General features: G+C 34.5%; 13 protein-coding genes. 11 read left to right on the top strand and 2 right to left on the bottom strand.

Annotated elements, in window-relative coordinates; genetic code table 11:
* The first annotated feature begins 79 nt into the window (after positions 1 to 79).
* From KI356_RS23835 to KI356_RS23810, 6 genes are all read left to right on the top strand, one after another.
* Positions 80 to 865, top strand: a complete 786-nt coding sequence (locus KI356_RS23835) for a class I SAM-dependent methyltransferase (protein ID WP_212936651.1) — start codon at positions 80 to 82, stop codon at positions 863 to 865.
* 69 nt (positions 866 to 934) lie between these two features.
* On the top strand, positions 935 to 1,123 hold the full coding sequence (locus KI356_RS23830; protein ID WP_002168186.1) for a DUF3970 family protein: 189 nt from the start codon (positions 935 to 937) through the stop codon (positions 1,121 to 1,123).
* Positions 1,124 to 1,200: 77 nt separating this feature from the next.
* Entirely contained in the window at positions 1,201 to 2,166 is a 966-nt protein-coding gene (locus KI356_RS23825) for a nucleoside hydrolase (RefSeq protein ID WP_212936650.1), read from the top strand.
* A gap of 124 nt (positions 2,167 to 2,290) precedes the next feature.
* Positions 2,291 to 2,533 (top strand): GlsB/YeaQ/YmgE family stress response membrane protein, encoded by a 243-nt coding sequence (locus KI356_RS23820; RefSeq protein WP_002120110.1) that lies wholly within the window; start codon positions 2,291 to 2,293, stop codon positions 2,531 to 2,533.
* Positions 2,534 to 2,626: 93 nt separating this feature from the next.
* On the top strand, positions 2,627 to 3,022 hold the full coding sequence (locus tag KI356_RS23815) for a hypothetical protein (protein ID WP_002110404.1): 396 nt from the start codon (positions 2,627 to 2,629) through the stop codon (positions 3,020 to 3,022).
* A gap of 409 nt (positions 3,023 to 3,431) precedes the next feature.
* Positions 3,432 to 4,136: a YjgB family protein gene (locus tag KI356_RS23810; RefSeq protein WP_212936649.1), complete on the top strand. Its 705-nt coding sequence runs from the start codon at positions 3,432 to 3,434 to the stop codon at positions 4,134 to 4,136.
* 15 nt (positions 4,137 to 4,151) lie between these two features.
* On the opposite strand, the gene KI356_RS23805 is transcribed toward KI356_RS23810, so the two are convergent.
* Complete coding sequence (locus KI356_RS23805) at positions 4,152 to 5,357, bottom strand: MDR family MFS transporter (protein WP_212936648.1); 1,206 nt, start codon at positions 5,355 to 5,357, stop codon at positions 4,152 to 4,154.
* A 62-nt stretch (positions 5,358 to 5,419) separates the two neighbouring features.
* On the opposite strand from KI356_RS23805, the gene KI356_RS23800 reads away from it, so the two are divergent.
* From KI356_RS23800 to KI356_RS23780, 5 genes are all read left to right on the top strand, one after another.
* A complete protein-coding gene (locus KI356_RS23800) occupies positions 5,420 to 7,195 on the top strand; it encodes an ABC transporter substrate-binding protein (RefSeq protein WP_212936652.1) in 1,776 nt (591 codons plus the stop codon).
* Positions 7,196 to 7,353: 158 nt separating this feature from the next.
* Positions 7,354 to 7,977 (top strand): YhbD family protein, encoded by a 624-nt coding sequence (locus KI356_RS23795; RefSeq protein ID WP_212936647.1) that lies wholly within the window; start codon positions 7,354 to 7,356, stop codon positions 7,975 to 7,977.
* A 13-nt stretch (positions 7,978 to 7,990) separates the two neighbouring features.
* Positions 7,991 to 8,701 carry a polymer-forming cytoskeletal protein gene (locus tag KI356_RS23790; RefSeq protein ID WP_088059163.1) on the top strand — a complete coding sequence of 237 codons (711 nt, stop codon included), beginning with the start codon at positions 7,991 to 7,993 and terminating at the stop codon, positions 8,699 to 8,701.
* 17 nt (positions 8,702 to 8,718) lie between these two features.
* Positions 8,719 to 9,426, top strand: a complete 708-nt coding sequence (locus tag KI356_RS23785; protein WP_212936646.1) for a polymer-forming cytoskeletal protein — start codon at positions 8,719 to 8,721, stop codon at positions 9,424 to 9,426.
* A 24-nt stretch (positions 9,427 to 9,450) separates the two neighbouring features.
* Positions 9,451 to 10,986 (top strand): MDR family MFS transporter, encoded by a 1,536-nt coding sequence (locus tag KI356_RS23780; RefSeq protein ID WP_128280306.1) that lies wholly within the window; start codon positions 9,451 to 9,453, stop codon positions 10,984 to 10,986.
* Positions 10,987 to 11,040: 54 nt separating this feature from the next.
* Here KI356_RS23780 and KI356_RS23775 read toward each other — a convergent pair whose 3' ends face one another.
* Positions 11,041 to 11,361 carry a hypothetical protein gene (locus KI356_RS23775; RefSeq protein ID WP_002120092.1) on the bottom strand — a complete coding sequence of 107 codons (321 nt, stop codon included), beginning with the start codon at positions 11,359 to 11,361 and terminating at the stop codon, positions 11,041 to 11,043.
* Positions 11,362 to 11,547 lie beyond the last annotated feature (186 nt).

The following is an 11,547-nucleotide window of genomic DNA, read 5'->3' as shown; positions in this document are numbered from 1 at the left end:
AGATCCTAAAAGAGGATTTGAAATTATATAAAGAGAACTTATTAATTATATGAATACTTATAGAAAGAAGATGATAAAAATGAGTAAAGAAGAGCTTGTGAAACAACAATTTGGTAGGAATGCAGAAAAGTATGTAAAAAGTAAAATTCATGCAAATGGACCGGATTTACAATATGTAGTTCAGCAAGTTGAAAATCGTCATAATACTCGTCTTCTTGATATTGCTACTGGTGGTGGACATGTTGCAAATTTGTTAGCCCCAATGTTTAAAGAGGTTGTCGCTCTTGATTTAACAGAAAAAATGTTAGAAAAAGCAAAAGGTTTTATAATGGGGAACGGACATGAAAATGTATCTTTTGTAGCAGGACATGCAGAAAGGTTACCATTTGCTGATGAATCCTTTGATACAATTACATGCCGAATTGCAGCACATCACTTTGTTGATCCTTTGCAATTTATTTTTGAAGTACATCGAACGTTAGAGGATGAAGGATTATTTATATTAATTGATAATGTTTCACCAGAAAATAATGAATTTGATACATTTTATAATTTTATCGAAAAGAAACGTGATCCAAGCCATGAACGAGCTTTGAAAAAAACAGAATGGATTACTTTATTAGAAAAGCATGGTTTGCAAATGCAGTCATGTCTTACTTTTGACAAGAAGTTCGATTTTGATTGGTGGTGCGATATGATGGATGTACCTATGCAAAAACGTGTAAAGTTAACAGAGTGTATGATGAAAACATCAAATGAAATGCAGGAATTTTTCAAAATTCAATTTGAAAACAATAAAATAGAATCATTCTATACTGAAATGGCACTGTTCGTATGTAAAAAAAGTTCAACATTAAAAAGGTAAATTTCTTGCAGTCTTTCTGATGTACGATATACTTAGTACAGAGAAAATGAGAATTGAGGAATAGTAATCATGATTCGTGTACGTATTGAGGGAACTGAGGAAGAGATGCTTGAATTTTTAGAGAAAATGCCTGATATTTCTGGGTTTGAAAAAACACATATGAGAGAACCGAGAAAAGGGAATAATCCGAAATATGATTCAAGCAAAAATGTACTAGCATATTTATCTTATAAGAAGATTGAAGTCGCCAATAAATAGGCGGCTTTTTTAATTATCTCCGTTTCACAGCCTTGTCTTTTTCGCATAATAATGATAGTAGATTATGCTGGAGAGGGGTGAAGAAAGTTGATAAAAAAATAATTTTTTTCGGAGATTTTGGTATTGATGATGCAGTAGCGTTAATTTATGCGAATAAAACATGCAAATTAGATATTATCGGTATCGTTGCAGAGTATGGTAATGTATCACGGAAAATTGTCACGGAAAATGTTTATTTTTTAGAAAGATACTATGCTACAAAAGTAAAGATTATCGAAGGTGCCAGTAGACCGATGACAGCTGAAGAACCTTTATTTTTCCCTGAAATTCATGGAGATCACGGTTTAGGACCCATCATACCACCGAAAATGAGAATTTGTGACAGCGAAAATTTTTGCGAATTGATTAAATTAATTGAGCCTTGTCCTGAAGATATTATTATTGTAGCGACGGGGCGATTAACGACACTCGCAACATTATTTTTATTGTACCCCAATTTAATGAATCGAGTATGTTCCTATTATATAATGGGTGGTGCTTTTCTTTTTCCAGGAAATGTTACACCTATGTCAGAAGCTAATTTTTACGGCGATCCAATTGCCGCGAATATCGTTATGAAATATGTGCAGAATGCTACTATATACCCGTTAAATGTAACGCAGCGCGCTCTTATTACTCCTGAAATGGTTGATATTATTGACAAAGAAGGAACAGGGCAGGCAAAACTTATTAAACCAATGATTGATTTTTATTTCGAGAACTTTTACAAAAAAGAATATCCAGGTATTGCTGGGAGTCCGATTCACGATTTACTTCCGTTCATTTCATTTATAAATGATGATATTTTTGAATATAAAAAATCAGCAGTTTGGATAAGTACGACAAATGATGTAACGAGAGGTCAAAGTGTTGCAGATTTTAGAAAAATAGCGAAGCCGACGAGGTTTGATGATCGGCCTATACAAAGAATTGCGGTTGACTTTAATTATCAAGCTTTTAAAGACGAATTTATGAGAACAATATTGAAACCAGATTGTCCTTAATATGTTGAGTAGGATTGAACGATTTTTATAAGACGAATAACTTATGAAAAATGTAACATAACTAATGGTAAGCAATTGTTTCTGATTATAATTTTTATCGTTCAAAAATAAAGGAGGTAATGATATGATTTGGTATCTAATAGTCGGTGGTATATTAGGATGGTTTGCAAGTCTGCTCACTGGAAAGGATGTACCGGGTGGTGTAATTGGTAATATTATTGCTGGTATTATCGGTTCTTGGCTTGGGTCGTTATTACTTGGTAAATTCGGTCCTGTTATAGGGGGATTTGCAATTATTCCAGCTTTAATAGGTGCAGTAATATTAATTTTCATTGTGAGCTTCTTATTACGAGCTATACGGAAATAAATAATAAGGGGCTGTTTACATTTGTGAGCAGTCCCTTTGTATTATGTTGTTTAATCTGTTATGCTACTTTTATACAATCAGGAGGTGTCAGCATTGAAATCATTTACAGTGAATTTTCATCAAGAGGATAATGCAAAGGCAACAACAGTACATAAATTAAGTGAAGAGGACTTCGATAAAGCAACAGAAAAAGGTACTCGCCATCTATTTGATTTAGATACAAACGTTGGTTTCTTCGTATTCTTTGATGCTGAAGATGCAGAAGGAAATGAGCAATACTTAATGTTACAATATGAAGGAGATCATGAAGAACCAAGTGCTTGCTACGGATTTGATTTGAAATTGTTCTATCAATTTTTAGCACTATACTTAAATGATCTTGAATTCCAAGGTGAGACAAATGAAGAAGAGGAAGAAAATGGTCCAATTCATCATTTAGCGCACTTACTTTACCATATCGTTGAAGATGGTAAATCTATCGAAGTATAAAATACATAATTGAAGCTGTCCTTTAATAGGGCAGTTTTTTTAATTTTATTAAGATGTAATTTTAAGTGCCGTTTCCTCAAGCCCTATAGGTTAAACAAGTTGAGAGTGGAAATTCAATCTTTAGGGGGAGATGTTTATTCCTGCTATGTTTCAGTTGCAATACTACTAACTGTTGTTTAATTACTTGAAATGAGCTTTTGTGACAGCACATTTCAAGTAATAAAAGAAGGATATAGCAATTAAGGTGAGAAAGTGTATACAAGGAGATCAATAAGAGGATTAATAATACAATTCCAGGCTTTTTAAACTTTCGGAAACCGAAGCACTTACTTTATGGACCAAAAATAATTTAAAGGACAGTGTAATGGAATGGTTACAAAAGTGAATATGTTGAAGAGGGAGGCTGAAAATGATGAAAATATATATGAAAGTGCTTATATTATTCCTAACTTTAACGTGTGTAGTGGCTTTAACCGCGTGTAATAACGCTGAGGAAAAGAAACAAACTAATTCAACATCAGAAAATAGTACAGAAAAAAAGAGCGATACGTCAGAAACGAGTAAAAAGAATGAGGACACCGCTTCGAAAAAAGAAAAAGAGTCTGTGGAAAAACCAAAAGGTCAAGATTCGGTAAAACCTTCAACGGAGTCTAATACGAAAAATACAGTGCTTAATCAAAAATCAATTAACCATGTAAAAGATTTATTTGAGCAAGCGAAAGAAGGTAAAGTACCTAACGTACCATATGCAGCACATACAGGTGACATCGAGGAAATAGAAAAAGCGTGGGGAAAAGCAGATAAAACTGATCAAGCAGGGAACGGGACGTATGCGACTTTTACAAATAAAAATGTTGCATTTGGCTTTAATAAAGGATCACAAGTTTTTGACGTGCGATCTTACCATTCAGAACTTAAGGTGATTACGTTACAAGAAATAGAAAAGGCTTTAGGAAAACCGACGTCGATTAAAGTAAATGGTAATGACAAAATCTACATTTATAAAGTAAATAACCAGTTTGAATTGAAATTCGTTATTCCAAATTCAACTGGTAAAGTACATCATATTTCTGTGTTTTCACCGGAGGATAGTATTAATAAAATGGCGGGTTAAATGAAAGAGCTGCTCCTATAGGGACAGCTCTTTTGTTTTGTTTCTTTCTAACGATTGAACAAAAACAGATTGAATGATACCGCCAATTATTAATAGGAAGGCACAAATATAAAATAGAGTACTACCGCTTAATTTGCTTAATAACAATGCTCCTACAAAAGGCCCGCAAGTTCTTGAAATATCCCAATGTATACCGTATATAGAAAAATATAATCCGCGACTATGACTTGGAGCCATTTGTGAAACGAATCGCAGTAAGTGATTCAAAGCGATACTTTCCCCAATTACTAAAAAGAGCAATGTGAAGAATAATGACCATATTGTTGTGGAATAGCCGTAGCCAATCGCAGCTAACGTATAGCAAGTATAGGAAATAACAATTATTTTAGGCATAGAAAATCGTTCAGACCATTTCACAAGGAAAATTTGGAGAATAACTTCCATGACTGCTTTACAAGTTGAGATAAATACGAGTATGAATAAAAAATTTGGAAATATACTTTCGGCGAATATACGATAATTCGATTCGGTTTGAGCATAGAAAAAACTAATAGGTAGCGTAGAAACCATAAGTCCAAACACAGCATAATGCTTTGAAATAAATTGTTTTGGCGAATATACTTCTTTAGTTTTATTAACGCTTTGTCTGAGTGGAACCGTTTCAGGAAGCTGCGTCCAAATGAGAATAGCATATAACGTAAGGGCTACACCTTGCAAAATAAATAAATACTCAGGGTGACTAGTATAGAAAAAGGCGCCGATTACTGGGCCAATTACAGAGCCGATTGCTCCCATCGTTTGCAGAACAGCAAATATTTCTGCCTGTTGTTCTTCCTTTGTTAAGTCAGCGATTTGAGCGCGCTGTGCTGGAATATATAAAGAGCGACCAATACCATTTACTACATACAATAAGGCGAAAAAGGTGACCGATTCAGCAAAAACGAATCCGCTTACGGCAAAAGCTTGTAAAAGTAATCCGAGTAACATTATTTTCTTTCGGCCGTATCTATCTGTTACACCCCCAGCGATTAATGTAAATACAATATCAGCGAGTGGCTGTAATCCGAAAAGAAGCATTGTAACTATGACATTACCATGTAAAGCTTTATTAACGTGAACAATAAAAATGATAGCTAACATCGCTTCAGTCGTTCGGACTAACAATTCACCGAATAACCGAATGAGGATGGGCTTATTATAACGTTTTAAAAGATGATTCATTTTTAATTCCTCCTCTCTATATTGAAATGATAAGATGGAAGCTAGAAATGAAAAAGGGTAGAATGAAAGAGGAAGATTTTTCATCTTTTAGGGGGCATTTTATGACTATTTTGGAGCAATATATGCACCTGTGGCTCCAGTATGGAAAAGGGAGAGCAGAGGGAGAACAATTAGAAATAACAATACAAAATATATCTGAAACTTTATTTTGTACAGAGCGAAATAGTAAATTAATCATAAAAAAATTAGAAGAATTAAATTGGATTATGTGGTTTCCAGGCCGAGGGAGAGGGAAACGTTCAAAGTTGTTATTTCAAAAATATCCACTTTCTTTAATTTTAGAAAGAGGAAAAGAGATAACGAAACAAGGGGATGTAAAAAGCGGAAGTGCATTTATTGAAAGGTATAGCTCATATTTTCCATCGCTTCAAACTCAATTTCAAACTTGGATAGATTCGATATTCGGTTATCAAGTCGAAAGGACGTCTCAAGGAAGAAAAGATGTGCTTCGTTTGCAAGTCCAAATGAATTTAGACATTGCATTAGATCCTGTTTACGCTACGATGCGTTCGGAATGTCATATGGTAAAACATATATACGACACATTAGTGTATGTAGACGGAAATACAAACAGTGTAGAGCCAAGACTTGCGTTTTATTGGGAATATGATGACCAGAAATATATATGGACCTTCTACTTACGAAAAGGTGTTCAATTTCATAATAGAAAAGAACTAACCGCTTATGATGTTGAACAGACATTTAAACGATTCTTGAAAGCGAAAAATAATCCGCATGCTTGGATGTTACAGCACGTTGAAAGTGTACATATTCTTGATGACTACATTGTGCAGATTCGTTTATCTACAGATAATAAGTTGTTTTTACATGCTTTAAGTACAGAACAGTGTTCTATTGTAAATGAAGATGAAGATGGAAGGTTAATCGGTACTGGACCGTTTCGGTTATGTGAAAAGAATGAGGATGTATTCGTATTAGAAGCAAATGATTTATATTTTCGCGAGCGACCATTTCTCGATCGAATTGAATTATGGAATGTAGAGCACAGAGTTAATACGTACGATATATTAGCGAAAGCACGTTATAAAAATATAGAAAAGCACCATAAAGAAGTATCTAGACTTGAGTCGAATGTAACTTACATTACGTTAAATACTGAAAAAGAAGGACCTATGCAAAATGCGATGTTTCGGAGAGCTTTATATAAAATTATTCATGGTAATAAAATTGTTGAAGAATTACAGGAAGAACGCGGGGAAGTAGCCGATGAATTAGTACTCACAAAGAACGGTACAATTCAAATTAACAAGGATATACATACACTTATTAAATGCGGCTCTTACCGTAATGAAACACTGCGACTATATACATTTACAGGAGAAGATCACGTTGAAGATGCGCATTGGATACAAAAAGAATGTGCAAAATACGGAATTAAAATTGATATTGAGTTTCTTGAACAAGAAGAGTTATTGCAAACAAGTACGATACAAAAGGCTGATATAATGCACGATAGTGCGACGATTAGTGAACGGATAGACGATAGTTTACTATATATGTTTCTTACAAAAAATAGCTTTATTCATCAGCATAGCAATATAAGATTTAACGAAGTATTACAGCCTTATTTTACAGAAAATCAATTAGAGAAACGGGTGACACTGTTACGCGATATTGAGGGCACACTGTTACGTGAAATACATATCATTCCTTTATATCGCAATAAACAGCGAGTAAGTTCACACGAAAAAATACAAAATATAATGATTAATTCACAAGGTTGGATTGATTTTTATCAAATATGGTTTAAACCTTGATATATAAAGGTTTTTATGCATTTTATTAAGATGTGTAAGAACCTTTTTTGTATGGAAATGAGGTTTGTTTTGCACATTGTTACGCTGCATGTTATAAAAGTTCATTTACAGCGTAACAGTGTTATGTTACATTGTTATTAGGAAGGAGTGACATACAGTTGATTACAGATTTAATTTCAAAAAAAGATTTATTAGAGTTAACTGGTATTTCATACGGACAGTTATATAGGTGGAAGAGAAAAAATTTAATACCGGAAGATTGGTTTGTACGGAAGTCAACGTTCACAGGTCAGGAAACATTTTTTCCGAAAGAAAAGATATTAGAGCGTATTGATAAAATTCAAACGATGAAAGAGGATCTATCACTTGATGAATTGGCAAATATGTTTTCACCAAGCGTAACAGAGATTCTTTTAACAAAAGAAGATCTCATCCGTAAAGAGATTACATCAGAACCTGTTTTACAATTTTTTATGGAGCAGACGAACAAAGTAGCAGAGTTTCAATTTGTAGATATTCTTTATGTGTACATTTTAGAAGAACTTCTTCAATCAGGAGACGTTAGTTTAGAAGAGGGAAAAATGGTTTTACAAGTTTTAAGTGAAAATTATGAAGCGATTAAGCATAAAAATTGTGATTTAGTTATCGTTCGAAAGTTAGGGATTTCTACATGTTTCTTAGTATCAAACGTGGACGATTTAATTTTCGAAAAAGCGGCGAAAATCGTTGTACGTGTAGCAATTATGAATTATACAGAAGCATTAAAAACAAAACTATTGTAGTGGAGGAGAAATAATGCGTACAGAAAATTTAATTATAAACGGTTACGGTTCATCCAATGGCGGAGAATTTCGTAAAGTGCAATTAAACGGTAAAGGGACAGTTAATGGAGATGTGGAATGTGATGAATTTGAATGTAACGGTTCTGGAAGTGTAAATGGAGATTTGAAAAGTGATAGAGCAAGAATAAGTGGATCGGGTAAAGTAGATGGCACAGTAAATACAGATAGTATGCGAATTGATGGGAAAGCGACAATAACGCAAGATGTAAAGGCGAATACTTTAAAAATTGCGGGGAAAGGGACGATAGGTGGTAATGTAACTGGTGAAGAATTTAAGGTCAGTGGCCAAGCGACGATTGATGGTAATTGCGAGGTTGATGTTTTTTCTTCAGAGGGACAGTTTACGGTAGGTGGTTTATTAAGCGCAGATGAAATTAATATTAATATTCACGGTACATGTAGAGCGAAAGAAATTGGCGGTCAAACAATTAAAGTAAGACATAAATTGAGCGCTTTTAGTAGATTAGTTAAAACGGTATTTGGTTTGCAGTTGGAAGCTGAACTGCTAGAAGGTGATAATATCGATATTGATTATGCTCACATTAAAACGGTAAGAGGAAACAATGTTACAGTAGGACCGAACTGTGAGATTGAACTGATTGAATATACTGGTGTTCTTAATGTTGATAAAAACGCAAGTGTGAAAGAAATTAAGCAGGCTTAAAGAAGGGAGCAATCGATATGGAAAATCAACATAGTCTTACTGTTAATGGATCAGGTAGCTCGGCAGGTGGAGATTATAATAAAGTGAAGATTCGCGGCGAAGGAACAATCTCTAATAATATGAGTTGTAATGATTTTAAAACGTACGGTACGAGTGAAGTACGTGGCAATATGAAAGCAAAAAATTATGTCGTGTATGGAGATAGTGAAGTACAAGGGAATATGGAGGCGGAATATGTAAAAGTATATGGTAATGCCCAAGTACAAGGCGACGGACAAATTCATAAAACAAAAGTTAGAGGTATGATAGAATTTAAAGGGAAGCTAACCGGTGATTGCGTAGATGTGAAAGGCGCTTTAAATGTGAAAGGAGATATAGAAGTAGAGGAATTATTACTAACTGGTGGTCTTGAAAGTGATGGTTTGCTTAATGCTGAAAATATTGAAATCTCACTTCGTTATGAAGGAAGTAAAGTAAGAGAAATCGGCGGGAAAAAGATTACAGTACGTAAAAAAGCGAGATTTATTCCTTTTACAAGTCATGCAGGAAGCCTTCAAACATCAATTATTGAGGGGGATGATATTTATTTAGAACATACAATAGCAGACGTAGTAAGAGGAAATCATGTTATAATTGGCACTGGCTGTGAAATTAGTATTGTAGAATATCATACTAGTTTTAACCAAAAAGGAAATTCAGTCGTAAAAGAACACAAACAAATATAAGTAGTATGAGGGAGAGCAAGAAATATGGTTGAGAAGAATAATAAACTCGGCTTCGTTGTTGCCGGTTTATTGCTGGGTATCTTAATGGCATCAATGGATAATACCATTGTCGTAACAGCAATGGGAACGATTGTTGGTGATTTAGGAGGTCTTGAAAACTTTGTGTGGGTTGTTTCTGCCTATATGGTTGCAGAAATGGCAGGTATGCCGATTTTCGGTAAGCTATCAGATATGTATGGTAGAAAGAGATTCTTTATTTTCGGTTTAATCGTCTTTATGATTGGTTCGGCACTTTGTGGTACTGCTGAAAATATTACACAGTTAGGTATTTATCGTGCCATTCAAGGTATTGGCGGCGGGGCACTAGTGCCAATCGCGTTTACTATCGTTTTTGATATTTTCCCTCCAGAAAAGCGCGGGAAAATGGGTGGTTTATTCGGAGCAGTATTTGGTTTATCAAGTATTTTCGGGCCATTACTTGGCGCATATATTACGGATTATATTAGCTGGCACTGGGTGTTTTATATTAACTTACCACTTGGAATTTTAGCACTTATTTTTATTACATTATTTTATAAAGAGTCACGAGTTCATAGAGAGCAAAAGATTGATTGGTTTGGCGCAATTACTTTAGTTGGTGCAGTAGTTTGTTTAATGTTCGCCTTAGAATTAGGCGGGCAAAAGTATGATTGGGATTCTAGCTTTATTTTAAGTTTATTTGCTGGGTTCGCTATTTTAGTAATTGCTTTTATTGTTATTGAACGAAAAGTAGAAGAACCAATCATTTCGTTTGAGATGTTTAAACAACGTCTGTTTGGAATGAGTACAATTATCGCCTTATGTTATGGGGCGGCATTTATGTCAGCAACTGTGTACATTCCGTTATTTATTCAAGGTGTATACGGTGGTACGGCAACAAACTCAGGATTATTGTTATTGCCAATGATGTTAGGATCAGTAGTTACAGCACAGTTAGGTGGATTTTTAACATCGAAACTTAGCTACCGTAACATTATGATTATTTCTGCTGTTATTATGCTAATTGGATTATTCTTATTAAGTACATTAACGCCAGAAACAAGTCGTATATTATTAACAATTTATATGATTATTATCGGCTTTGGAGTTGGTTTCTCATTCTCTGTACTAAGTATGGCTGCTATTCATAACTTCGGTATGGAGCAACGCGGTTCTGCGACTTCAACGAGTAACTTCATTCGTTCATTAGGTATGACACTTGGTATTACAATCTTCGGAATGATTCAAAGAACGGGTTTTCAGGATCAATTAGAAGAAGCGTTTAAAGGTATGAGCGGGGGAATGAATACAAACGCTTTAGGAGATTCAAGAGCCATTCTATCAGAATCGGCAAGATCTCAAATTCCACCGCAAATATTAGATAAAATTATTGAAGCTCTTTCTAGTTCAATCGTTCAGACATTTATGTGGGCGTTAGTCCCAGCAAGTTTAGCGTTCGTATTCATCTTCTTTATGGGAAATGAGCGAATGGTATATAAGAAAGAACAAAGCAAGGTGAAAAGTGAAACATCAAAAGCATAAAGAAAAAGCTCCTTTCAATTTTGAAAGGAGCTTTTTCTTATGTACGGATTTAGATTAGCCGTTGATAATTTCGTATTCTTCGTCTGCTAATAATAAAACTTGTGTTTTCTTACCTTTGTTGTGAACTTCGATTACATCATATGTACCTAAGTCTCTTAGCTTGCTTTGAGAAGCGTTAACCATAACTTCCATCGAATCAATTAAGATATCTTCTTCAATGTATGATTCAGGCAATGCCATATCTTCAGTATCTAATACACATGTATATAGATTTTGTAAGTTTTCAGCAGTTGGATTTTGTTCCTCAACATCAATAATGTTTTTTACTGCTTCCATATTTTCTTCTTTTACTTGATATACTTTAATTTTAGTCATTGTTTTAATCTCCTTTATAACGTAATCTTAGAGGCTGCAATTCATCCCGCAATAACGAGCAGTAAACTCCCACCTCAAGATGAAGAAGCAGATGATGAGGACGGCGGGAGATAACTGCCCGTAAGAGCCCGATTGGTGAGGGCTAACCATTAGTAGGAGATAAAGATCCCCACTAATAGAAGTTTC

It is taken from the genome of Bacillus hominis (assembly GCF_018332515.1).
Lineage (GTDB): Bacteria > Bacillota > Bacilli > Bacillales > Bacillaceae_G > Bacillus_A > Bacillus_A hominis.
The sequence above is the reverse complement of the archived record's forward strand: the minus strand, read 5'-3'. Positions and strand labels throughout refer to the sequence as shown.

What these genes read in the sequence shown, in the direction of transcription:
- KI356_RS23810 (WP_212936649.1), top strand. Translation starts at nt 3,432, where the DNA reads ATGATGAAAATATATATGAAAGTGCTTATATTATTCCTAACTTTAACG.
- KI356_RS23830 (WP_002168186.1), top strand. Translation starts at nt 935, where the DNA reads ATGATTCGTGTACGTATTGAGGGAACTGAGGAAGAGATGCTTGAATTT.
- KI356_RS23820 (WP_002120110.1), top strand. Translation starts at nt 2,291, where the DNA reads ATGATTTGGTATCTAATAGTCGGTGGTATATTAGGATGGTTTGCAAGT.
- KI356_RS23835 (WP_212936651.1), top strand. Translation starts at nt 80, where the DNA reads ATGAGTAAAGAAGAGCTTGTGAAACAACAATTTGGTAGGAATGCAGAA.
- KI356_RS23780 (WP_128280306.1), top strand. Translation starts at nt 9,451, where the DNA reads ATGGTTGAGAAGAATAATAAACTCGGCTTCGTTGTTGCCGGTTTATTG.
- KI356_RS23805 (WP_212936648.1), bottom strand. Translation starts at nt 5,357, where the DNA reads ATGAATCATCTTTTAAAACGTTATAATAAGCCCATCCTCATTCGGTTA.
- KI356_RS23775 (WP_002120092.1), bottom strand. Translation starts at nt 11,361, where the DNA reads ATGACTAAAATTAAAGTATATCAAGTAAAAGAAGAAAATATGGAAGCA.
- KI356_RS23800 (WP_212936652.1), top strand. Translation starts at nt 5,420, where the DNA reads ATGAAAGAGGAAGATTTTTCATCTTTTAGGGGGCATTTTATGACTATT.
- KI356_RS23785 (WP_212936646.1), top strand. Translation starts at nt 8,719, where the DNA reads ATGGAAAATCAACATAGTCTTACTGTTAATGGATCAGGTAGCTCGGCA.
- KI356_RS23790 (WP_088059163.1), top strand. Translation starts at nt 7,991, where the DNA reads ATGCGTACAGAAAATTTAATTATAAACGGTTACGGTTCATCCAATGGC.